The sequence below is a fragment of the Aquella oligotrophica genome (genome assembly GCF_002892535.1).
GTDB lineage: Bacteria > Pseudomonadota > Gammaproteobacteria > Burkholderiales > UBA11063 > Aquella > Aquella oligotrophica.
On the sequence record NZ_CP024847.1, the window covers coordinates 1,449,438 to 1,472,146 of the forward strand.

The following is a 22,709-nucleotide window of genomic DNA, read 5'->3' on the forward strand; positions in this document are numbered from 1 at the left end:
ATAATGGCGATATACTTCTTTGAATAGCTGTCTAAACACTCGGACATTGCCATATTGTCTAGCCCCTAAAATTATCTTATCCCGAGTTTGTGTTATTATTATGATTTGTCTCATTGAGATCGAAAGAGATTGTCTGGGTAACAACTGAGGCAATCTTTTCATTTGCACTTAGTGCTGGGCTAAATTTTACTTTTTTAAACCATGCAATGGCCTCTTCATCAAGAATTTTGTAGCCACTTGAAACAAGAATTTCAACATTTTTAATAGAACCGTCAATGTCAATTAAAGCTTTGACTTTTACCTTGCCTTTGGCATTTTGGGCAATTGCTTCTGGTGGGTAGCTAATTGGCGGCGGCGCATATTCTACTTTTGCCTTTTGGGTTATTTGTTGGCTGGCTTCTGCATTACTACTATTGCTACTTGCCTTTATTTCCTGAGGCTTTTGCTGTTCGACTGCCATTTTTTTGTTAGCAATGGTAGTAATTGCTTTTTGAATCTTTTTGGGTATAGCTACCTGCTTTTGAACTGGTTTTACTTGTTTATTCGGTGTTTTATTTGGGGTTTCAGTTGCTTTACTTACTAAATTAAGGTGTTCAATCAGACCTTTACTACTAGTACCAGTTTTTAGAGTAGTCTCAGCCAGAAGCCAGCTATTTTTTTTCTGTTGCCAGCTATAATAAACTACTCCATGTAAAGCTAATGAGATTATAATTGCCAGAAAAGTGATTTTATTATTCATTAATCTTTGTCCATTAGTATTTATAGCCAATTTGAGCATAAATATTTCTTCCCATTGCTGGATACATATTATAGCCGTTGTAATTCTGGTAATAACTGTCCAACAAATTATCAACACCAATAAGTGCGCTCATCCCTTTTAACTTCCCTTTTGGTTTCCAGTCATAAGCAAGCCCAAGTATTGCATAACCCTGTGCTTCGGGTAAATTTCCATAAACACTAACTGGGGTACGTGTCTGGGTTAGTGCATAATTCAGATATGTTTTTATTGTACTATCAACAGGTTCAATTGGAAAACCTAGTCCTAGGTAACCTTTTGCCTGTGGTATTGGTAATGGTGCACCAGCCGGTACAATATAGTTACTTCCAGTTATGTAAGCATCTTGAGTTGCACCGTAGGTGCTTGTAAAGTTAGTATTTAGCAAAACCCATGGGCTTGTATATTGTAATGCTACGCTATAACCATAAAGTTGAGCGCTACCAATATTACTCATTTGCGTTACACTAGTTGAGCCACTTTGTCCAGCATAAGTCCATAAGACATAATTTGAAACATCATTCAGAAATCCGTTTACATCAATTGTCATGTGCTGCTCAGGTGTGAACCAACTGTCATATTTAATCCCAATCGATTTATTATGTGCGACTTCAGGTTGCAGATTTGGATTTGGCTGATAAATATAACCGTTACCATTACTATATTGATGATAGCCATCTAGGTATAGATTAGATAACGTAGGTGCCTGAAAACCTTCCGAATATGCAGCATAAGCCAGCCAGTCCGGTAGGAAATGATAATTAATTCCAATTTGATTGGTAAATAGCGAACCACTATTATTCAAAGTTCCATTGGTACTAGTATAGGCATTATAGCGAGTACCTGCGGTTATATTAATTTGTTTGGTTATGTCCCAACTATCCTGTAAAAATGCTCCATAGAGTTGTTGATTTGAATTTGGAAAATTAAGCACAGTAGTTCCATTATAGGCATCAGAAGCTGTAATATTGGTTGCTTCAATTCCATAAAGTAGTTTTTGCCAAGCAACTTTTGTCGTGTTTTGTGCCTTTATACTGCCTGTGTTATACTGGATATTTTGTGGTGTTTGCCAGCTATCTGGGGTATCAATCGGATTTACTGCATAATTACTTGTCTGATAAGATGCTTTTACTGCTACATCAAAATAAGGGTTATCTGGATTATAGCGATAGTCTAGCGTGGTCTGAGTCTGATTATAGTTAAAGTTTGCTGGCGGATTGGTGGCACCCGCATTATTAACAATTGCCATTGGATATTGTCCAACATTTTGCATATTTAGGAAGCTTAGTTTCAAGCTTTGCGACTTACTGATATCGATTGCAATTTTTGCTAACCCTTGAAAGTTCTGGTTAGCAGAATATGGGAGGGTACTTCCATTGGCAGTTGTCATATCATTATCATTGCTACCAACAATATCGAGTAAATATGATACTTGTCCGGTTTTTGCTGCAATCCCGGTATTTAGGTTAGCTCCAGTAGTAGCTGAATTGCCGCCAACAGTTGCAAAAGTGCTTAATTTATCGCCATGAAGAATATCTTCTGGGTCAATTGTAGTAAAGTCAACCGCTCCACCAATATAGCCCGAGCCATAGGTAATATCATTCCCGCTTTGGCTTGCTGTTACACTTTTAAATAAGTATGGGCTAGGGAGTAGTCGGGTATTATTTCCACCAAAATTTGAAAAATAATTATTTACTCCATCTATTCCAACTATTACATTATCTCGATCAAGACCGCCAATACTAATACTCTGACTGACAGTTTGTCCACCACCAACAATTGATATTCCTGCCATATCATTTAGTTCATAAGTTGTACCGTGAACTGTATCAATAGGCTTTGATTTACTAATCGCAGGAATAACTTCACCGCTTTCAATAGCATTATTTAATTCTGTATCAGAAGTAGAGAGTTTTCTTGTCGCTACTACTTGAATATCGTCAAGTTCCAAATTATTATTCTGGCTAGCTACGTCGTCAGCAAATACTGCTGAAGTAAGTGAGATAAGTATTGTTGGTAATATTTTTCTATTTCGTTTCATTATTTTTCATCCTTGAGCTTATTTTATAGATGCCTATGCTTTATTTTTCTTCTTCAATCTGAATATTTGCAGTTTTAATTCCTAGTGATTTAGAAATAGCAAATAGCTTCATCAGTGTTTCTACTTCTAGGTTCTTATGCGGTGCAATCGTAATTTCTTGTATATCATTTAGGTTTGTTTTTAAATAGTTTTCAATTTCGGAAATTGACCGATAATGATTGCCATTAATTTGTATATCATCCTTTGCATTGAGGCTGATAGTAATGTTTTTTTCATCAATACTTTTTGCAACTCCAGATTTCACCTCGGGTAAGGGCAGGTCAACAGCTTGTTTTATAGGACCCGCCAGTAAAACAAACATTACAATTAATACCAGCATGAAATCAAGTAGTGGAATCAGGTTTGGTTCACTGATTGATAGTTTATTGGTTTTGGATGATTTAATCATGCTTATTAGCTCCTTGCTGTTGGATTGCTAAGCTAATTCGATTAAATGCTAACTCGCATTCATCGAGATATTTATCTGATTTTTGCCGAAGTATATATAGTCCAAGCATACTCACTAGTGCCAAAATTATCCCAAATGCCGTGGCATACATTGCTTCTGAAAGATATTCAATCATTTTATTTAGATTGCCGTTATTGAGGTCTTTGCCTAAGATCGCAAATGAATGGCTCATACTCCAAATTGTTCCAAGTAATCCCATCATTGGCGCAGCGATAGCAAATAGGTTTAGCCATTCCAGTGGTTTTTGTAATTTATTACGAAGTTCAGTTAAGAGTAGGGTGATTTCAGCTTCAGCAAGAGTAAAAGTTTTCCCCGCTAAGATCTCCAGCCAATCTCTAAAGCGTATTGCTATTTTTGGTTTTTGTATGCTTAATAATTGACCTTTTTGTAGATTGATAATTATTTGTTGATAATCTTTTTTGCTGAATTTAGGCTGGCTATATAAAACAATCAGGCGTTCGATTATTATTGCAATAATTGCTATGCTTGAGACTAATAATAGGTAAGCGATTGGACCAAATGAGCTAAAAAAAGAAATAGAACTTGACATATTTATACCTTTAAATGAGAATGATTCTTATTTGCGGTGCTGATTATAAGTAAAAAAATCATACTTGTCAAATAAGCGCAGATTTATGGAGGTTAGTTAAAAAGTGAGTAATATTTACTTATGTGTTTGAAATATATTGAGAATGGCTAGAATTAATAATAATACAGATATGTGTAGGGTGTAATTTTTTTACGAAAATCTATTTTATTTAATATTTTGATTTAATTATATATATTTCAGATTAATTTAAAGAGGTTGCTAAATTTATAAAAATATTATTTGATAATGATTCTCATTTGCATTTATAATCATCGCTGTAAAAGACACCTGTAGTTTGGGAGTATAAAATGGAAAGAATGAAAAATAATTCAGTACAAGTGTATGATTTAATTGGTATTGGTTTAGGTCCATTTAATCTTGGTCTAGCTGCACTTGCAGATAATGTGGATGGTCTAAACACGCTATTTATTGAGCAATCCTCTGAATTTAACTGGCATCCTGGGCTGATGCTTGATAGTGCAACATTGCAGGTTCCTTTTCTGGCTGACCTAGTGAGCTTGGCAGATCCAACTAGCAAGTATTCTTTTTTTAACTATTTGCATAATCATAATCGGCTGTATAAGTTTTACTTCTATGAAAATTTCTTTATTTTGCGTAAAGAATATAATCACTATTGTCAATGGGTTGCGAGCCAACTACAAAATATCTGTTTCTCGACTAAAGTAACAAATATTTCTATAGCGGATAATGATAGTGAGGGAAAGATTTACCATGTTGAAATACATGATATTGAGACTGGTCAACGCGAAATTTATAAAGGAAGGCATATAGCGCTTGGAGTTGGAACTAAACCACATATTCCTTCAAGCCTTAAGATACCAGATAATTTACCAGTTTATCATTCGGCTGATTTTGTTAATTATGCATCTGAATTAGCTGATAAAAATAATATCTGTGTGGTGGGTTCTGGGCAGAGTGCGGGAGAGATTGTCCTTGAATTATTGAACCGTAATCCGATTAAGGATGATAAGCCACATATCAACTGGATTACTAGGTCGGGCGGATTTTTCCCAATGGAATATTCAAAACTTGGTTTGGAACACTTTAGCCCCGATTATATGAGCTATTTTTATACTTTATCAGAAAATACTCGCCAAGACATAATTGGTTGTCAGGATATGATGTATAAGGGAATAAGTAAACAAACGATTGCTGATATTTTTGATGCACTTTATCGTTTGACTATTGCGAATAGTCAACAGCCACTTACCATGCTTGCGAATACCAGTCTTGATTCGGTTGGTAAATCAATATCGGATAATATGCTTTTACTTGATGTTCACAATTGCCTAAGTCAGACAAAATTCCAGTTAAAAGCAGATGCGCTTATTTTGGCAACTGGATACCGTTCGGCAGATTTATCAATTTTAAATCCATTAGCAAGCCTATTAAAACAAGATAGTAAAAAAAATTATGTATTAAATGCTGACTTCAGTCTTAAAATCAGCGCAGAAAAAGTGGGCAAAATCTTTATGCAAAATAATAGTCTTCATTCCCACGGAGTTGGCTCACCAGATCTTGGCTTGGGTGCTTATCGTAACTCAGTAATCATAAATACTATTTGTAATCGAATGGTGTATAAAACTGCGAGAAAAACCGTATTTCAGAGTTTTGGAGTTCAAAATGAGTTTTGCTACTAATATCAGTCTGAAAAGCTTCTTAAACTCCTATCTGCTTGGTAAAGATAATTATTCGCTGATTAAGCATCAAGATAATGATTATTTGGAAATTAATTTTCCCAAGGTGGGTGTGATTTTATGGATAAAGCTTAATTATTATTCCGCAACTGGTCGTCACCAATTATCCTTCCCAGTTTATCAAGTTTCTAGTGATACGATAAAGTCAATTGATTTTTGGCAAGTACTTGATTTTATTCTTGAGGAACTAAAATTAAAACATGATCTGAAAGTAGAAAAGATAATTAAATTCAGAGGGCAGCTTGAAAATAGTCTTCATAATCAGGCGGTAACTCTTGAGAATATAACTGATGTTAAAGGATTAAGCTCTTTAGTGGTTGATTTTGCGTTAAGTGAATCTTCATTATTATCTGGGCATCAACTTCATCCTTCAGCAAAAAGTTGCTATGGTTTTAGCCAAAGTGAATATTTAAAATATTATCCCGAATTTGCTAATTTATTCCAGTTACATTATTTTCTTGTTAGTCAGGATGTTATTCATAGTGATAGTAGAATTAATATAAGTCTTACGAAACTTATCGCAGATGATCTAGCTGCTCAGAAAATCCCAGAGGGTAAGTCTTTACTACCGTTACATCCATGGCAGGCAAATTATCTACTTTCATTAGAGTCTGTACAGCAAATGATTGCCAATGGGGAATTGATTAATCTTGGTGCTCTTGGTAAAAGATTTCAGGCAACATCTTCAATTCGTACTCTTTACTCTCGCGAGTTTGAATATATGTTTAAAATGTCACTGAATGTGATGATTACCAATTCAGTGCGAATGAATCAGGCGCGTGAACTTGATCGGGCAATTGCCGTTACAGAATTTTGGCAAACTCCGATTGCAAGTGAATTTAGCCAGAGCTATCCTTTTTTTAAAGCAATAAAAGATCCGGGTTATTTATGCTTGAAACATGATGGACAATTAATTGAAGAGTCCGCCGTATTAATTCGGGATAATCCATTTTATGGTAAGCAACTTAATGTTAGTTGTATTGCGGCTTTATGTCAAGATAATCCGTTTAAAGAGGGTAACCGCTTTAATGGGCTTATTCCAAAGCTGGCAGCAAAACTTAATCTAGAAGAGAGGATAGCCGCTGAAATCTGGTTTAATCAATTTATTGAAGCTGCTATTGAACCATTGCTTTGGCTATTTAGTTATAAAGAAATTGCGCTTGAAGCGCATCAGCAGAATTTACTTATTGAATTAGATGCTGATGGACTACCTATTGGTGGATACTATCGAGACAGTCAGGGTTACTACATCAGTGAAAAGAAGAAGCTTGAGTTTGATTCATTTTTGTATATATTTAGCCATTTTGCTTGTGGTGATAGCGAATTTGTGGCACACCATTTTACATACTATCTCATATGTAATAGTCTCATGGCAGTAATCAATGCTCTTGGCTATGCCGGTTATATTGATGAAAAAGTATTAGTGACTATCTTTACTGAGTTTTTGTTAGAAAAACAGCAAGAATGGGGCAAGCGTACGAATAAATATCTTGAATACCTAATAAATAGCCAAACTTTACCGATGAAAGATAATTTGGCTACTCGTCTTCAGGATCTTGATGAATTAACCGCACCACTTAGTCAACAGTCAGTTTATCTTGAGATTAAGAACCCGTTTTGTTCTGCCACGTATGATGTTCAAAATAATAGTTGGCAGGAGTATAAATTTTCTTCACGAGCTAGTAATTTAGAGGCTCAGCTAGCAATAAGATAAAAACTAATTTCCCAAGGAGAGTTAAATGAATCAAAACCAATTATTATTTAAAGACGCAATAAGAGCTGATTACTGGCAGCTAGCAAATCGGAATCTTCTAGCCAAGATTTTTAGTGAATTTATGTATGAGGAATTAATTGAAACTAAAATCTATAAACTTTCGGATGATAGTTATGAGCATCATTTGGTAATAAATCGGGATTTAAAATATATTTTTACTGCTAGTCCACGCATCTTTGGTAGTTGGCAGGTGATTCCTGAAAGTATTTGCTGTATTAATAAAAATAGTAAATCTTCAGAACTGGAGGTAAGTAACTTTATTGCTAGTATTTATCAGCAAATTGGAATAGATGGTTTGACGGTGGGGCATTTGATTCGCGAATTAAACCATACTTTAATTGCGGATTGTCATTTACTTGCTAATCCACAAAATATTAATCAACACCTTCTTGCTCTCGAAAGTGCCGCAGAGCTTGAAGGATTTATGCGTGCCCATCCATGGTTTATCGTTAATAAAGGACGCTTAGGTTTTTCATATGATGAATATCTCAGACATGCACCTGAGTCAGCTAATTTACAACAATTATCATGGATTGCCATCAAATCTTCATGTGCTGAGTATAAGGCAATAAAAAATCTTGATTATAAGAAACTAATCCTGAACGAGCTTGGGGCTGAGGAAATTAGAAAATTTGATACAGAAATGAATAATTTTGGCTTAAATCCTGAAGATTATTTTTATATGCCGATACATGAATGGCAATGGCAGCGTCAAATCATTCAACTCTTTGCCAAAGAAATAGCTCTAAAAGAGATTATTTGGCTTGGTAAAAGTAGTGATTACTACCTACCAACTCAGTCGATACGAAGTTTTAATAATCAGACTAATAAGAGTAAATTTCAAGTTAAACTGCCACTAAGTATCTTTAATACCGCCGTTTATCGTGGATTACCTAATGAGCGAACTAGGCTTGCACCCCTATTAACAGCATGGATTAAAGAAATTTTTAGTCAAGATAAATTTTTACAACAAACTGGTTTGATTATGCTTGGCGAAGTCGCTAGTATTAATTGTCCTCATCCGGTATATAATCAGCTACAAGGTATTCCTTATCAGTATCAGGAGCTATTAGGAGTTATCTGGCGTGAAAGTGTGAGTAATTATCTAGCAAGTGATGAAAAAGTAATTACTATGGCGGCACTGATTCATATTGACAATGAAAATCAGGCATTTATAATAGATTTAATTGCTAGTTCTGGACTTTCAATTAATCAGTGGTTGGAAAAACTCTTTACGATTGTAATTCCACCGCTTTTGCATTGGCTTTACAAATATGGGGTTGTTTACTCGCCACATGGTGAAAATACAATGCTGGTACTCGATGAAAATAACCATCCGAAACGACTCGTCATAAAAGATTTTATCGATGATGTAAATATCAGTAAGTCTGATAATGAAGCGCTTATGAATCTGCCTGATGAATTGACAAAAGTACTTTATCGTTTGCCTGATGCTGATTTGGCACAGTTCATCCAGACGGGGTTATTTGTAGTTTTATATCGTTATTTATCAGATATTCTTGCTACATATGCTTGTTATCCAGAGTCACAGTTTTGGGAAAGTCTATATCAGGTCATTACTAAATATCATTCAGAGCATCCAGAATTTGCCACAAGAATAGAAGAGATACATATTTTGAAACCACAATTTAAAAAATTAACTCTTAATCGCTTGCGTTTACTGGAAGTCGGTTATGCCGATTACGCTGCCCGCCCAAAAGTTGAATCTACCGGAATGGTTGATAATCCGGCTAGTAAATTTTCTTGGGGTAACTGGGATGAAAAAAGATTTTCAATTATAGATAAGAAAGTAAGCTAATGTATAATGTAGAATATAAGTATAGTTGTGCTGAAACAGGACATCAGCTTGAATTTATAGCGCTTAATTATGCGCGTGATTTTGATCGTATCTCTTCATGGATGAAAGAGGCGCATGTCGCTAAAACGTGGCAACTTGATGAGTCAATTGATAAACTAAAAAATTATCTACTTGATGCTCTTGGTAAAAAGAGCCAGAAGCTATGGCTTCTAAGCATCAATGGTAAAATTTCAGCTTATGCCGAGACTTATTTTGCTCCTAATGATAGGCTCAATGATTATTTTCCGGTAGTAGCTGGAGATTATGGGATACATCTATTAATTGGTGAAGCTTCTCAACTTAGTAAAGGATATAGTAAATTAATTATACGTGGCTTAAGCGATTATCTCTTTAGTCGTGAAAAAGCTAAGCGAGTTTTAATCGAGCCAGATATTAATGTTAAACAATTAAGTAGTATTGAAAATACCCTTGGATTTACTAAGCTTGGGCAACTAAACTTGCCTGAAAAGACAGCTAACCTTTATGCGATAACTAAAGAGCAGTTTTATCATAAAAATCCTTCAGTTATTACTTATGATGATTCTCGATTACCACTATTGTTTCTTCATTTTCCATCATATCCAAATGATTTGCAGGTAGCGAAGTGGCTTACTAAGCTTAACCAAATTACTAAAACAAAGACGCCATATGTCGTTATTAGCACTTTTGATGATTGTTATCAATTTTCTCAGGAAGCACGGAAACTTCAGATGCGTTGGTTCAAACAAAATAAAATTATTCTAGCAGAATATTGTCTAGCAATGCTTAGGGTAACTACAGATACTGAGATGATACAAAAATTAAATAGTACAGCCATGATTAATGGAATGCCTTTTCGTTGTATCCCAGTTGCAAGTAAGGAAGAAGCGTTAAAGCAAGCACAAATGATTCTTGCTGATAATAGTCAGATTTATCTAGCCAGTTAATCTGATGAAAAATTATCGAAGAAACCTCTTGGTTATTGGAGTACTGTCGTTTTCAAATAGTATTCCATTATATCTGGCAACATTTGCCTTGCCTGGGATATTAAGGAAATCTGGTGCGAGCTTGGTGATGGTCGGGCTACTTGGTGGACTGATGTTACCTTGGGCATTAAAATTTCTATGGGCACCACTTCTTGATAAATTTTATAATCAAAAGCTAGGTAAGAGAAAATGCTGGCTAATCCCTTCACAGTTTATGATTGCTTTTTGTTTACTTTTATTAATTTTTGGCATACCTAAAGATAATGGCTGGTTTTGTTTTACGCTAATTATAGTAATGCTGTTGGCGGCAGCAACTCATTATCTTGCGAGTAGTGCATTTATTTGTGAACAGTTGCCTAGCGATAAAATATCTTATGGTAACTATGCTCTTGTAATTGGTACGGCATTGGGTAGCTTTACTGGTGGTGGTTTATTCATGATTTTATATGTCAATTATGGTTGGGCACTCTCGATTTTATTTGAGTTTATACTTGTATCAATCCTCCTTGGAGCTTTAGCGGTCTTAATTCAGGAAAACTCATTATTGGCTAACGAAATTGATAAAACCAAATCACCATCAGTCTTGAACTTTATTAAAAACTTAGGGAATCGGAAACTTCTTTACTTATGTCTTACTTATCGTGGGTGTGAAGGTTTGGTAATGGGGATGCAACAACCTTTTCTGATTGATAAGGGCATTTCACTCTCGATCATTGGTTCAGTAATGGGTATTAGTGGTGTTACAGTTAATCTTTTTGCTGCCGGAGTTATCTCACGCTTTTTAACAAATAGTTCTTCTCATCGGTATTGGCTCTTGCTGCTTGGCTTATTAAGAACTATCTGTTATAGCGCATTTGTACTTCCTTCTATTTTTGGGAATTTTGCTACATCATTTATTCTTGTAATTGTAGTTATTAACATGGCATGTCGGGCAATGGAAATGGTAGTTTTATATACAATTTTCATGCATAATCTTAAATCCGGGCAGGTTGCAACTGATATGGCAATACTTTTATGTGCTGAAATAATAATTTATAGCATTGGCATGATGTCAAGTGGGTTTGTTGCTAGATATTGTGGCTATTCTGGTTTATTTTTAATTGGTGCATCCTTATCTTTAATTACCAGTTATAATAGTTTCCGCTTATTAAAAACTATCAAATAATTTCAAGGTTATGACTATACTTAATCAGATTCGAAATACTGGTAGGCGACAAGCGTCGCCGTCTACAACTATTAAGCAAGAAGCTTGGCAGCGACCCAAGATGATGAATCTATTTGAGTATATACTTATTAATTGTTTGCGAAAAGCCAGATTTATTTTTGCCTTAGTTGTGCTGAATAATAATGTTTTTGCAAAAGATTGCATTTTAAACATTTATATCGCAGCTAATTATCTTGCCAATGATACCGCTAACTCTTTTAAGAGTAAATATGATTGTCGGGTAGAGCAGAATTTTTTTAATGAAAATGATGAGATGCTGGCAAAGATGGCTGCTGGTGCCAGTGGCTATGATATTATTGTTCCAACAAGCTATGCCGTAGATTCTTTAATCAGAATGGGTAAGCTAGAAAAGCTTGATGAAACTCGTCTGCCGAATCTTAAAAATATCGATCCACAATTTTTAAATCCTCCTTATGATAATGGTAATCAATATTCAGTTCCATATGCCTATGATAATGTCATGCTTGCTTATAATAAAGATATTTTTAAGCGACTTGGAATTAAGGCGGATAGCTGGGCAATAATTTTTGATCCCAAATACCTAAAACTTCTCAAGGGGAAGATAACGGTATTAAATTCACAGCGTAATGTATTTGCTGCTGCGTTATTATATCTTGGCAAAGATCCAAATTCTACTAAGCGTAAGGATTTGGATGCTGCGCGTAATCTGATTGAAAGAGCTAAACCGTATTGGGCAAAATTTGATAGCGATACTTATTACCGTAGCTTATTACGCGGTAATATTTGGGTTGCCATGAGTTATTCCGTTGATATTTTTAAAACCATCGCTGATCAGAAACTAGCCGGGCAGCCAGTAACAATAGAAGCAGAGTTGCAGCGTGAGGGTAATATGTATGAGTTAGATAATCTGGTTATACCTAAGACTGCTGAAAATATTGATAAAGTTTATACGCTGATTAATTACCTCCTTGAACCATCAAGTGCAATTGAGCTTTCTGCGGCTACTGGAGCAAGTATTATGAATCTGCCTGCATTGAAGAATATTAATCCAGAGTTAAAGCAGATTGACTGGATCTATCCTAAAAACATGACTAAAATGCATAGTTTCAAAAATTATGATCCCAAAACCAGAGTTTATGTGAATGAGGTTTGGCTTGAATTACAGCTATCTTAGTTACGAACCACTATCAGTTCGTCGTTAATATGATAACTTCCTGGTTTTAAAAATGCTCGAGGAATTATCAAATGGTACTTCATCTGAATAGCTTTTTCAATCAACTCAACTTTTGATTTTACATTAAAAATATATTTTAGATTTTCAAGATAGTCATTTACTCGTGATTTGGATAGTTTATGATCTATGGTTGTCATTATATCTGATATTTCGGCATTTGAATAACGATTTAAATATAAGAATAATACCATTTGCTGCCGTTCTGTTAATTCATGGCTAAGCGGCTCATAGGTTTCAGATGTAATATTATTATCTATGCCATTTATATTGTAAATTAAGCGTAAAATATTTGGTAGAGCGAAGTGGGATATATAACCAATAAGTCCTACATAGTTACTTGTTGCCGGATTTATAATTGGTCGTTTATGAATATGATTTATATGTTGGTATTCATCAATAAACAAGAAGTTTTTTGCTTGAAGTGTTGATTGAATCTCATTATCCTGTACTATTGCGGTATTATTTTGATCTTCATAATATTCCTCTAGCTCTGCTGGAGCATTCTCTCCATAAGTATCTTCAATGCTTGCTATATTTAAATTATGCATATAACCAAATGATAAGTAAACGATTCGGTGCTCTTTATTTTTGATGAAAACCATCTGATTTTCACCATTGTTGAATACTACATCAGCACGCTTGCAGTATAAGTCAAAAAACTCTTCATCGGTTAAGGACTGATAGCCTTTCATTTTTCTTCCATAGTCAATAATGATTAAATTAACCTGCGATTATTGCTTCATCTTCAAGTTCAAAACTACCAATTTTTAAAAATTGTGCCGGAATAAATAAATTATAACCTAATGCAATGGCTTTTTCTATTAGCTGCTCTTTTGTTCTAACTTCAAAAATATATTTCAGATTTTCCAGATGGTCGTTTACTGTCGTAGCTGAAATTTTAAAACCAAGAGTCGTCATAATCTTGGCAACTTCTGTATTTGAGTATTTATTTAAATATAAAAAAAGCACCATTAACTGTTTTTCTGATATTTTATATTTTTGAGGGTTTTTAGCTGACTGATTTGCTATTCCGTATTTGACACCATGCATTTTATAAATCAAACTTAATATATTGGGCATTTCAAATGGCTTTACCATTCCTAGTAGTCCAACAAAATTTCCGGTAGCAGGATTTACGATTGGTCTTTTGTGCACAAAACCAACGCGATCATAAACATCAATATAAATAAAATCAGCAGATTTAAGTTCTTGCCGTATTTTATCATCCTGTTCATACGCTAATTGCTTGAGTTTTTTATGCAATTCACGCATTTCCTCAGTGATATTATCTTCATTTGCAACAAAAAAACCATTGTTAGAAATATTTCGTATATGTGCTTGTGATAAATAGTGAAAATTAAGGTCTTTATCCTTAATGTAAATAACCTGTTCTTCACCATTATTAAAAATAATCTCTGCTGATTCACAATAGTATTCAAGGAACTCGCTATCGGTTAATTTATTATGATTCATAATAGTTAATCCCGTAACCTTGCTTTGATAAATTTTGCTAGTATCAATTATTATCCCGAATGTATATATCTATATAATTATAGCATGCGATATTACTAATAATCATATTTTTAAGTATTGAATGTTTATTAGAGAGTTTTTTCAACCGTATATTTATCGGTATCAAATATAAAGTTGTAATTTATTTAGGAGTAAATTTTATGATAATTAGCGTTACAATAGCGCATTATTTTGATTAAATTAGTAGTTTATACGGTAAAATTCATTTGCTTTGAACAAATGGATTTTATTTGCAAAATTTATTCCTATCCGATTAGCATCGAATAATCAGTTTTTATAGAGAGTAGTATGAATTTCCTAACACTCAACGATCATGAGTACTTGTTGCACTATATAGAGAGTATCAATTTTATTTTGCAGAATGATAGTGCTCCAATTATTTTTATCAAAGATAATGAATTTATTTACCGCTCTGTAAGTAAAGGGTTTGAAGATCTGGATGAAGAAACAGAGTTTAAAAATGTAATTGGGAAAACCGATTATGAAATTCAGGAGTTACTGGAGCGTCCCGGTTGGGGGAATACATTCGTGCTCAAGACCTGAAGGTAAAAGAGTCTAATACAAGACATTTCTTTCTTCATGTAACTATGGGTAAAAACGTGTATATCGTAAGAAAGCATCCCATCATTAATCCACATACTGGAAATTTTATCGGGATACACGGACAAATGTCAACCTTTATATTTCCTCATCCATTAAAAATTATCTATAAGATAAATGGAATTGAATCACCAATAATCGGTAAGCAGGATGAGTTTGTTCCGCATCATGATCTAACTGAACGTCAACATATGGTGCTTTTTCTTTATTTAAATAGATATTCCTACTCCGAAATAGCTGAAATATTAACCGCAATTGGTTATAAAATATCTGCGGGTAGGGTTAATGACCACTTAGAAAATTTGAAATATATCTTCGGTGCAAAATCGAAAGAAGTATTACTGGAAAAAGCGTTATCTCTTAATTATGACCTATTTATACCGCGTAAATTTTTACAAATTGGCTCATATGATATTGATGATAAAATGGTAGTATCAGATTTTGCATGATTAGTTTAATTTAAGGTTTAGTAAAAAAACAGCTTTATGAGTCCAAAATGAACAAAATAATTACTTATTTCCTGATTTTTACATGTATTATCAGTAAAGCGCTCGGGCAAGACACGATTAATGTATTCCCGATTGAACATTATGATCAAAATATTGATAACTGGATTAGCCCGGCTAGCCCAAATTATGATAAGCCCTTGGTTAGTGCCGATTATCAGGAGCAACGCTTAGCAGATTTTTATCGTCATTACTATTCAGATGCTGATGATGATTTATCACCATGGAGTAAAGATTATGTAAATAAAGAATTAGTTAAAGGAAGTGGTAAGGGAATAATTAACTATGAGTCGCAGATAATCACCAATTTTTATTTGCATGATGGTAAACAAAATAGAGCTCCATATGCACTAAATTATCGCCCATATACTTATCAACAGTTTCAGAATATTGCTAATAATATGGATTTTGATGATCAAATGACGTTTGCTTATGTTTCAGAGAATCGGGCAATAGCAATTGATAATCTTGACTTACGTGCACTACCAACTACTGAGCCGCTATTTTATAACCATAATATTGCTGGTGAAGGCTATCCATTTGATAATTTACAGACAGCCGCAGTTTTTACTGGGATGCCATTATATGTCGTAAAAGAAAGTAAAGATAAAATCTGGTCGCTAGTAGTTAGTAGTGATGCGATTGGCTGGGTAAAAACAGCTGGTATTATTAGAGTGAATGAGCCTTTTATTAAGAAATGGTTAAATGCAGCAAATCATGGTTTGGTAGCTATGACCAAAGAACAGGCAATTACTGATACGAAAAAGATTAACTATGGTGTAGCTTATAATGGAAATACTTTGCCATTGACTACAGAAACAGATGATGATTATAAAGTATTAATTCCTGTTCGCGGTAATAATGGTTATGCGAGTACAAAAGAGGTTATTCTAAGTAAAAAACATTCTACAAAAATGCCAATGCAATTGACGCCACATAATATGATTGGTATTATCAAAAATCAGATTGGTAAACCATATGGTTGGGGTAGTCAATTGTTTGATTATGACTGTTCAGCAGAAACTAAAGCATTATTTACGCCATTTGGATTTTATTTACCACGAAATTCGCAGGATCAAGCAGAAGCAGGTAATAAAGTAGCCATTCTCGATAAATTGAGTAGTCAGGAACGCGAAGCGTATCTCCTTAAAAATGGACATGGATTTATGACTTTAGTACAGATTCCCGGGCATGTCTTACTTTATCTTGGTAATTATCCCAATCCGAATAGTCAAAATCATGAAATGGTGCCATTAAGCTACCAGAATATTTGGGGGTTGAGAACTGCAGCCAATGACTCACGTAGCATTATCGGTGGTGCAGTGATTTTACCATTATTATCAGCTTACCCTGAGAATAGTAGCCTACTATCATTTTTTAATAGCGAATATCGACCAAAATTCAGACTCATATATCTAGATAACGAATCTGATAACAAATTAGATTGAACCTAAAAATAGAAGTGTATTATCTAAAAATAGTTATACATCTAGATAGACGATATCGAATATAATATTGACAAGTCATAAATATCAATTGGAGATATGTCAATGAGATTTATTCAAAATCAGTTACTCAAAAAGGAGACTTTGGCAAATGCCAGAAAACTCCTTGAGGGCAAATGGTTACAGGATAGTACTAAGCTTCCTTTATTATTCGAAGAGATAATTAAGCCCCATAATCGAGTTTGTCTAGAAGGAGATAATCAGAAGCAGGCAGTATATCTGGCAAAAGGATTGTGTAAGGTCAACCCACAAATAGTTAATAATTTGCATATCGTTCAGTCCTGTTTGTCTTTACCTGAGCACGTTGAGGTCTTTGAACGTGGAATAGCCAGTAAAGTTGATTTCTGTTATTCTAGCGGACAAGGCGCACGTGTCATGAATCTTGCTGCCGAAGGTAAGATTGAGATGAAAGGAATTCATACCTATCTCGAGCTATTTTCACGTTATTTTCTCGATCTTACTCCCAATGTAGCGTTATTAGTGGCAGAGAAAGCTGATCGGGCGGGGAATCTTTATACTGGCGCAAATACCGAAGAAACTCCAGCCATTGCCGAAGCTACTGCCTTTAAGGATGGTATTGTAATTGTTGAAGTAAATGAAATAGTCGATGAATTACCCCGGGTTGATATTCCTGCATCTTGGGTCGATGTGCTAGTCCATAGTCCTACACCACAGATGGTTAAACCATTATTTACCCGTGATCCAGCAAAAATTGATGAAGTAAAAATCCTGATGGCAATGATGGCAATCAAGGGGATTTATGCCAAATATGGTGTAAATCGGCTTAATCATGGTATTGGTTATGCTACTTCGGCAGTTGAATTGCTGTTACCAACCTATGCTGAATCATTGGGTTTAAAAGGGAAAATCTGCCAATACATGGTGATAAATCCCTGTCCCACGCTTATTCCAGCGATTGAATCTGGGTTTATAAAAACCATCTGTTCGCCGGGCGGTGAAGTTGGGATGAATGAATACGTTCGTGCACATGCTGATATTTTCTTTAATGGTAGTGATGGTTCGCAACGTAGCAATCGAGCATTTGCCCAGCTTGCTGGTTTATATGCGATTGATATGTTTGTTGGTGGCTCATTACAGATTGATCTAATGGGAAATAGTTCTACCGCAACAATAGAGCGTATGACTGGCTTTGGTGGTGCACCAAATCTTGGTAGTGATATTAATGCCAGACGACATAGTTCGGATACTTGGCTTAAAGCCGGAGCGGAATATGCACAAACGCAGGATAAAACACTTCTAAAAGGGCGTAAGCTCGTGGTGCAAATGGTTGAAACCTTTCAGGCTGCAGGTCAGCCTACTTTTGTTGAAGAGCTTGATGCAATTACCTTGCAGAAAAAAATGAAGATGCCACTTCCACCAATCATGATTTTTGGTGATGATGTGACACATATCGTCACCGAGATTGGGATTGCTAATTTATTGCTATGTAAAGATCTTGCTGAACGCGAACAGGCAATCCGAGCCGTTGCTGGATATACTCCAGTTGGTCTAGCTAAAAACCCACAAAAAGTAGCTGAATTACATAAGCGTGGGGCAATTCAGTACCCTGAAGATTTGGGGATCAGGTTTAGTGATGCTACTCGCGATTTATTGGCGGCAAAATCAATCAAAGATTTGGTGGAAATTTCTGGTGGTCTTTATAATCCACCATCAATGTATCGGGACTGGTAAAATGGAAAAACTACAATATAATTTTAGCTCAAAAACAAATAAATTGAGTAAATTTGGTATAACTGCGGGCGTAGTTAATTCAGGTAATCTCGAAATTCTTCTTGAGAAACATGATAAGGTAGATGAGTTTTTTATTGAAGTTAATACTACAGTTCCCGGGTTTGCAGCAGTCTGGCAGGCAGTGATAGGTGACTTTGTTGCTAAATATGCTGTTGGCGCGTGCAAATTCACTATAAATGATTGTGGCGCAACACCAGCAATAGTTTCTTTACGTTTACGCCAGCTATATGAGCTAGCAGCTAGTGATAATCAGAACAATGATTATACCAATAGCCGCTATCTTGAATTAAATGCTAGAGAGCGAATTAATGCTTTGGTCGATGGTGGGTGTTTTACTGAAATCATGCCCGCAAGTAATAAAATAGTTTCTCCACATTTGGGGCAACTTGATTTACCTGTAGAATTTGATGATGGTGCAATAATTGGAACAGCAAAAATCGCGGGTAAACCAGTTTATATTGCCTCTCAAAATTATGCCTTCATGGGTGGTGCGGTTGGAGAAGTTAATGGTGCTAAATTAAGTGGTATCTGTCTTAAAGCGCTTAAAGATAAAGTTTCAGCCATGGTCTTTCTTCTTGATAGCGGTGGAGTAAGACTACATGAAGCTAATGCTGGTGAAATAGCCATCAGTGAACTAATTGCTGCAATTATCCAGTTGAAGCTTGCTTCTATTCCGGTAATTGGCATCGTTGCTGGTAGAAATGGTGCTTTTGGTGGAATTGGCATTGTTTCACAATGTCTAGATGCCATAATTGTCACTGAAAATGCACGAACTAGTGTTAGCGGACCAGAAGTGATTGAGACAGTCATGGGGGTCGCGGAATATGATTCATCTGATCGTGCACTGGTTTGGCGTACTTGTGGCGGACGGCACCGTTCGATTATGGGTGATGCCTTCTATTCTAGTAAACAAATTAGTGATATTCGGCAAAAATTATTGGAGTTACTAGATAAACCAACTTCATTTAATGAGAAAAATTTGCTCGATGAATATCAGCTACTCGAACAAAGATTGATTGATAATCAAAATAGTCGTGATGGTATTGATGTTTGGGCTATAGCTGGACTTAGTAATCCACAACAGATACCCGATTTGTCGGATAGTGATTTCATGGAGTTATTAAAATGAAGTATCAGGATTTATTGCAACAATTATTTGGTAACGAAATTAATTATTCCGTCGATAATAATGTTCTCCTTGGGGATGCCACTTTTGATAATCTGCAATTTAGTATTTGTGGGATAGTAGATGCTGCCCAACTTGATAATGTGATGAGTCTTAAATTAGCAAAATTTATTTTAGATAAAGTAAATTTAGATCCTAAGTTTAATTTACTAATTTTCATTGATACCGGTGGACAAAAAACAAGTCGCCAAGCGGAGTTACTTGGTTTAAACCGTTATTTTGCTCATTTGATTAAGGTAATTCATTATGCTCGCGCAAAAGGAGCTAGAGTATTCAGTCTGGTTTATGGTAGTGCTTTGGGTGGTGCATTTATTGCTGCTGGGCTTAATGCTGAGAAGGTATATGCACTGGCAGAAGCACAAATTGCCGTTATGTGGCTAGAAGCCATGTCACGGGTAACCAAGATTCCATTGGCTAGGCTTGAAGAGCTTAGTAAAAGTTCAGCAATTTTTGCCCCTGGCGCTGAAAACTTTGTAAAGCTTGGTGTGATTGATAAAATTATTGATCCAGCAGCATTTCTTCCACAAATTATTAGCGATATTGGGGATGCAGCTCCTTTAATCAATCATTGGCGCGAGCTTGCTGATGTAAGAGGAGGGCGAACCTTAGCTAATAAAATTGTTAGTCAAGTTATCAATGCCTGAATATTTTCGGCATGATTTGATCTGGCGGGGTAATGAAAATTTACCCTATGTGGTAACCCGCCAGCCAGCAATTAGTTCAGATAAGCTGCTAGTTGCCAGATGTCTTGGTCTAGATAAGTCAGTTCTCTCTCGCCAAACTTTCTTAATTGATACTTCTGAAATCACAAACCATACCATGCCTGTCAAGCTTATGGATATTCTTAATGAGCCGGAATTAAGAGAAAAAATTATAGCTAGTGATCAGCAGACATTTATTTTATCCATGCTAGATAAATTAGCTAACACTATTTCGGTTTGTTGCTATGGTTCTTTTAGCTGGGAATACCTAACTAATAAAATCTATACTACCGCCACTTCGGATTTGGATCTCTTGTTTTATGTTAAGAACGAGGCGAAGCTATCAGGAGTTGCAGATTTATTTGATAAACTAAATTCATGCGCTAAATTGCCTATTGATGGTGAAATTATATTTAATCGCAAATGCTCGGTTGCAATTCGCGAATGGTTTAATTCTAGTTTAGCTTTTAGTGAAAAAATATTAGTTAAAACTAGTCATGAGGTAAATCTTTTAACCCAAAGGGAAGTCTTCCAATATGCAGGAATTAGCCCAGCAGCTTAGTAATTTAGCAAAGCTTGCATTATATCAGGAACTCGAGACTTATCCAAAGCCAGGATTGGTTAGCCATATCGATAATGGTAGCCATACTGATATGGATCATGCTATATTTCTCAGAAGTATTAATGCTTTGGGTGGCTATTTTCATGAATTGGTGATGGCTGGAATAAATAATGTCAGCTTTGATAAATTAAAATTGCTGGCAATTGCAGCTGAAACTAGAATGCTTAAAGTAACAAATGGTATTAATACTCATCGTGGTGCAATTTTTGTTTTTGGGTTATTGATCCCTGGACTTAGCTATTTGATTTCAAGAGGGTTAGATTCTGAAACTCTTTCGGCTACAATCATTAAAAATTACTCTTCTGACCTTTTAATCCATAAACCAAATCCAGCTAGTCACGGTAGCAAAATCCGTGAGCAATATCAGCTTGAAGGTATTATTGATTCAGCATGTAAAGGATTCCCACTTATTTTTGCAGCACTTAAAGAGCTATCTTCATATAAGGAGTGTTATACCAATGAAACATATATCCGTCTAAAACTATTTTTTTATATCATGCAGCATCTGGATGATACTAATCTAGTCTATCGTGGCGGGATTGATGCCTTAAAATATGCTAAAATTGAAGCAGCACAATTATCTAAAATTGAGTGTAATAAAATGCAGTATGATGCTGCTCTATCTTTACATCATGATTTTATCAGTAAGAATTTAAGTCCGGGTGGTAGCGCCGATGTATTTGCTGCCGTAGTTTTTCTTGATATGGTTAGACAGATATGGGGTTAGCTATTATTTTTAGTGGGCAAGGTAATCAGCATAAGCAGATGTTTGCTAGATTTCAGAGCGAATTAGATCTATCGCTAATTAAGACTGTGGAAAAAAATATCTCGTGTCAATTATTACCTGAAATTACACTTGACGATAACGATTTTTTCTCAAATCAATATGCCCAGCCGATAATCTCCAGCTATGAATACATCCTCTGGCAGACAATATGCGATAAATTACCAGAACCAGTTGCTGTTGCAGGCTATAGCTTAGGCGAAATAACTGCCATAGCTGCCGCAATTAATCTAGAATTAAATGAGTTATTAAATCTTACTAAGACTAGGGCAAGTTTCATGGCGACTTCAAAGCCAAGTGGACTAATGGCAGTTAGCGGAATACGATCTAATGAAATTGATCTTATATTAGCAAAGCATAATTGTTATTTGGCGATAAAAACATCTGAGCAGAGTTTTATTATCGGTGGTTATAGTGAAGGTTTATTGCAGTTAGAAGCGGAACTAAAATCGTTACCCGGAATGCTAAGCATACACTCTTTAAAAGTTAGTGTTGCCGCACATACTCCACTATTAACTGATAAAGTGGCTCCATTTGCTTCCATATTTAATAATTATTCGCATAAATTACTTAATTTAAGAGTGGTATCAGGTACTAACGCTGCGGTACAATATAGTACTAGTGCTGCGATTAATGCTGCATGTAGCCAGCTGGCTCAAACAATAAATTTTGATCGGGTAGTTAATGTTCTTGTTGAATTAGGCGCAACAACAATACTTGAAATAGGACCAGGCAAGGCAATCCAGAATATTGTGCATAAGCTTAACCCACGGATAAAAATTAGGTCTATCGAAGACTTTAGATCATTAAGCGAAGTGGTGGAATGGGTCTCCAAAATGGAGGAAACGAATAGTTATTGATAGTTTTTGAAG

Annotated in this window: 21 protein-coding genes; 15 read left to right on the plus strand and 6 right to left on the minus strand. The window is 35.3% G+C overall.

Annotated elements, in window-relative coordinates:
• Positions 1-76 precede the first annotated feature (76 nt).
• Genes CUN60_RS06615 through CUN60_RS06630 form a run of 4 tightly spaced genes read right to left on the minus strand, consistent with a single transcriptional unit; the run spans position 77 to position 3,874 of the window.
• Positions 77-739: an energy transducer TonB gene (locus CUN60_RS06615; RefSeq protein ID WP_158649321.1), complete on the minus strand. Its 663-nt coding sequence runs from the start codon at positions 737-739 to the stop codon at positions 77-79.
• A gap of 13 nt (positions 740-752) precedes the next feature.
• The gene (locus CUN60_RS06620) at positions 753-2,816 is read right to left on the minus strand and encodes a TonB-dependent receptor domain-containing protein (RefSeq protein WP_102951280.1); all 2,064 of its coding nucleotides are present in this window, start codon (positions 2,814-2,816) and stop codon (positions 753-755) included.
• Positions 2,817-2,856: 40 nt separating this feature from the next.
• Positions 2,857-3,264, minus strand: coding sequence for an ExbD/TolR family protein (locus CUN60_RS06625; RefSeq protein WP_102951281.1), 408 nt, complete (start codon positions 3,262-3,264; stop codon positions 2,857-2,859).
• A complete protein-coding gene (locus CUN60_RS06630; RefSeq protein ID WP_102951282.1) occupies positions 3,257-3,874 on the minus strand; it encodes a MotA/TolQ/ExbB proton channel family protein in 618 nt (205 codons plus the stop codon). The genes CUN60_RS06625 and CUN60_RS06630 overlap by 8 nt, the downstream gene beginning before the upstream one ends.
• Positions 3,875-4,221: 347 nt before the next feature.
• Between CUN60_RS06630 and CUN60_RS06635 the strand changes: the two genes are divergently transcribed.
• The 6 genes from CUN60_RS06635 to CUN60_RS06660 all read left to right on the plus strand — a co-directional run bounded on the left by CUN60_RS06635 (position 4,222) and on the right by CUN60_RS06660 (position 12,588).
• A complete protein-coding gene (locus tag CUN60_RS06635; protein ID WP_102951283.1) occupies positions 4,222-5,574 on the plus strand; it encodes a lysine N(6)-hydroxylase/L-ornithine N(5)-oxygenase family protein in 1,353 nt (450 codons plus the stop codon).
• Entirely contained in the window at positions 5,558-7,345 is a 1,788-nt protein-coding gene (locus CUN60_RS06640) for an IucA/IucC family protein (RefSeq protein ID WP_102951284.1), read from the plus strand. Before CUN60_RS06635 ends, CUN60_RS06640 begins: the two co-directional genes overlap by 17 nt.
• A gap of 25 nt (positions 7,346-7,370) precedes the next feature.
• Entirely contained in the window at positions 7,371-9,224 is a 1,854-nt protein-coding gene (locus tag CUN60_RS06645; RefSeq protein WP_102951285.1) for an IucA/IucC family protein, read from the plus strand.
• Positions 9,224-10,189, plus strand: coding sequence for a GNAT family N-acetyltransferase (locus tag CUN60_RS06650; RefSeq protein ID WP_102951286.1), 966 nt, complete (start codon positions 9,224-9,226; stop codon positions 10,187-10,189). The genes CUN60_RS06645 and CUN60_RS06650 overlap by 1 nt, the downstream gene beginning before the upstream one ends.
• Before the next feature lie 4 nt (positions 10,190-10,193).
• Positions 10,194-11,393 carry an MFS transporter gene (locus CUN60_RS06655; protein WP_102951287.1) on the plus strand — a complete coding sequence of 400 codons (1,200 nt, stop codon included), beginning with the start codon at positions 10,194-10,196 and terminating at the stop codon, positions 11,391-11,393.
• A gap of 100 nt (positions 11,394-11,493) precedes the next feature.
• Positions 11,494-12,588 (plus strand): ABC transporter substrate-binding protein, encoded by a 1,095-nt coding sequence (locus CUN60_RS06660; RefSeq protein ID WP_158649322.1) that lies wholly within the window; start codon positions 11,494-11,496, stop codon positions 12,586-12,588.
• Here the strand turns inward: CUN60_RS06660 and CUN60_RS06665 are convergent.
• Together CUN60_RS06665 and CUN60_RS06670 are read right to left on the minus strand one after the other, a co-directional pair.
• Positions 12,585-13,340 carry a helix-turn-helix transcriptional regulator gene (locus CUN60_RS06665; RefSeq protein WP_102951289.1) on the minus strand — a complete coding sequence of 252 codons (756 nt, stop codon included), beginning with the start codon at positions 13,338-13,340 and terminating at the stop codon, positions 12,585-12,587. The genes CUN60_RS06660 and CUN60_RS06665 overlap by 4 nt on opposite strands.
• Positions 13,341-13,368: 28 nt before the next feature.
• A complete protein-coding gene (locus CUN60_RS06670) occupies positions 13,369-14,121 on the minus strand; it encodes a helix-turn-helix transcriptional regulator (RefSeq protein WP_102951290.1) in 753 nt (250 codons plus the stop codon).
• 348 nt (positions 14,122-14,469) lie between these two features.
• Between CUN60_RS06670 and CUN60_RS06675 the strand changes: the two genes are divergently transcribed.
• From CUN60_RS06675 to CUN60_RS06715, 9 genes are all read left to right on the plus strand, one after another.
• Positions 14,470-14,724, plus strand: coding sequence for a hypothetical protein (locus CUN60_RS06675; RefSeq protein WP_102951291.1), 255 nt, complete (start codon positions 14,470-14,472; stop codon positions 14,722-14,724).
• 56 nt (positions 14,725-14,780) lie between these two features.
• Positions 14,781-15,230: a helix-turn-helix transcriptional regulator gene (locus CUN60_RS06680; RefSeq protein ID WP_102951292.1), complete on the plus strand. Its 450-nt coding sequence runs from the start codon at positions 14,781-14,783 to the stop codon at positions 15,228-15,230.
• A gap of 47 nt (positions 15,231-15,277) precedes the next feature.
• The gene (locus tag CUN60_RS06685) at positions 15,278-16,735 is read left to right on the plus strand and encodes an SH3 domain-containing protein (protein WP_102951293.1); all 1,458 of its coding nucleotides are present in this window, start codon (positions 15,278-15,280) and stop codon (positions 16,733-16,735) included.
• Positions 16,736-16,837: 102 nt separating this feature from the next.
• Positions 16,838-18,484 carry a malonate decarboxylase subunit alpha gene (gene mdcA, locus CUN60_RS06690; protein WP_102951294.1) on the plus strand — a complete coding sequence of 549 codons (1,647 nt, stop codon included), beginning with the start codon at positions 16,838-16,840 and terminating at the stop codon, positions 18,482-18,484.
• A gap of 1 nt (position 18,485) precedes the next feature.
• The gene (locus CUN60_RS06695) at positions 18,486-19,673 is read left to right on the plus strand and encodes a biotin-independent malonate decarboxylase subunit beta (RefSeq protein WP_158649323.1); all 1,188 of its coding nucleotides are present in this window, start codon (positions 18,486-18,488) and stop codon (positions 19,671-19,673) included.
• Positions 19,670-20,374: a biotin-independent malonate decarboxylase subunit gamma gene (locus CUN60_RS06700; protein WP_102951296.1), complete on the plus strand. Its 705-nt coding sequence runs from the start codon at positions 19,670-19,672 to the stop codon at positions 20,372-20,374. Before CUN60_RS06695 ends, CUN60_RS06700 begins: the two co-directional genes overlap by 4 nt.
• Positions 20,367-20,993: a phosphoribosyl-dephospho-CoA transferase MdcG domain-containing protein gene (locus tag CUN60_RS06705; RefSeq protein ID WP_102951297.1), complete on the plus strand. Its 627-nt coding sequence runs from the start codon at positions 20,367-20,369 to the stop codon at positions 20,991-20,993. The genes CUN60_RS06700 and CUN60_RS06705 overlap by 8 nt, the downstream gene beginning before the upstream one ends.
• Positions 20,968-21,780 (plus strand): triphosphoribosyl-dephospho-CoA synthase, encoded by an 813-nt coding sequence (locus CUN60_RS06710; protein WP_102951298.1) that lies wholly within the window; start codon positions 20,968-20,970, stop codon positions 21,778-21,780. The genes CUN60_RS06705 and CUN60_RS06710 overlap by 26 nt, the downstream gene beginning before the upstream one ends.
• Positions 21,771-22,697, plus strand: a complete 927-nt coding sequence (locus tag CUN60_RS06715; RefSeq protein WP_102951299.1) for an ACP S-malonyltransferase — start codon at positions 21,771-21,773, stop codon at positions 22,695-22,697. Before CUN60_RS06710 ends, CUN60_RS06715 begins: the two co-directional genes overlap by 10 nt.
• Positions 22,698-22,709: the final 12 nt, after the last annotated feature.

What these genes read in the sequence shown, in the direction of transcription:
- CUN60_RS06615 (WP_158649321.1), bottom strand. Translation starts at nt 739, where the DNA reads ATGAATAATAAAATCACTTTTCTGGCAATTATAATCTCATTAGCTTTA.
- CUN60_RS06620 (WP_102951280.1), bottom strand. Translation starts at nt 2,816, where the DNA reads ATGAAACGAAATAGAAAAATATTACCAACAATACTTATCTCACTTACT.
- CUN60_RS06625 (WP_102951281.1), bottom strand. Translation starts at nt 3,264, where the DNA reads ATGATTAAATCATCCAAAACCAATAAACTATCAATCAGTGAACCAAAC.
- CUN60_RS06630 (WP_102951282.1), bottom strand. Translation starts at nt 3,874, where the DNA reads ATGTCAAGTTCTATTTCTTTTTTTAGCTCATTTGGTCCAATCGCTTAC.
- CUN60_RS06635 (WP_102951283.1), top strand. Translation starts at nt 4,222, where the DNA reads ATGGAAAGAATGAAAAATAATTCAGTACAAGTGTATGATTTAATTGGT.
- CUN60_RS06640 (WP_102951284.1), top strand. Translation starts at nt 5,558, where the DNA reads ATGAGTTTTGCTACTAATATCAGTCTGAAAAGCTTCTTAAACTCCTAT.
- CUN60_RS06645 (WP_102951285.1), top strand. Translation starts at nt 7,371, where the DNA reads ATGAATCAAAACCAATTATTATTTAAAGACGCAATAAGAGCTGATTAC.
- CUN60_RS06650 (WP_102951286.1), top strand. Translation starts at nt 9,224, where the DNA reads ATGTATAATGTAGAATATAAGTATAGTTGTGCTGAAACAGGACATCAG.
- CUN60_RS06655 (WP_102951287.1), top strand. Translation starts at nt 10,194, where the DNA reads ATGAAAAATTATCGAAGAAACCTCTTGGTTATTGGAGTACTGTCGTTT.
- CUN60_RS06660 (WP_158649322.1), top strand. Translation starts at nt 11,494, where the DNA reads ATGATGAATCTATTTGAGTATATACTTATTAATTGTTTGCGAAAAGCC.
- CUN60_RS06665 (WP_102951289.1), bottom strand. Translation starts at nt 13,340, where the DNA reads ATGAAAGGCTATCAGTCCTTAACCGATGAAGAGTTTTTTGACTTATAC.
- CUN60_RS06670 (WP_102951290.1), bottom strand. Translation starts at nt 14,121, where the DNA reads ATGAATCATAATAAATTAACCGATAGCGAGTTCCTTGAATACTATTGT.
- CUN60_RS06675 (WP_102951291.1), top strand. Translation starts at nt 14,470, where the DNA reads ATGAATTTCCTAACACTCAACGATCATGAGTACTTGTTGCACTATATA.
- CUN60_RS06685 (WP_102951293.1), top strand. Translation starts at nt 15,278, where the DNA reads ATGAACAAAATAATTACTTATTTCCTGATTTTTACATGTATTATCAGT.
- mdcA (WP_102951294.1), top strand. Translation starts at nt 16,838, where the DNA reads ATGAGATTTATTCAAAATCAGTTACTCAAAAAGGAGACTTTGGCAAAT.
- CUN60_RS06695 (WP_158649323.1), top strand. Translation starts at nt 18,486, where the DNA reads ATGGAAAAACTACAATATAATTTTAGCTCAAAAACAAATAAATTGAGT.
- CUN60_RS06700 (WP_102951296.1), top strand. Translation starts at nt 19,670, where the DNA reads ATGAAGTATCAGGATTTATTGCAACAATTATTTGGTAACGAAATTAAT.
- CUN60_RS06705 (WP_102951297.1), top strand. Translation starts at nt 20,367, where the DNA reads ATGCCTGAATATTTTCGGCATGATTTGATCTGGCGGGGTAATGAAAAT.
- CUN60_RS06710 (WP_102951298.1), top strand. Translation starts at nt 20,968, where the DNA reads ATGCAGGAATTAGCCCAGCAGCTTAGTAATTTAGCAAAGCTTGCATTA.
- CUN60_RS06715 (WP_102951299.1), top strand. Translation starts at nt 21,771, where the DNA reads ATGGGGTTAGCTATTATTTTTAGTGGGCAAGGTAATCAGCATAAGCAG.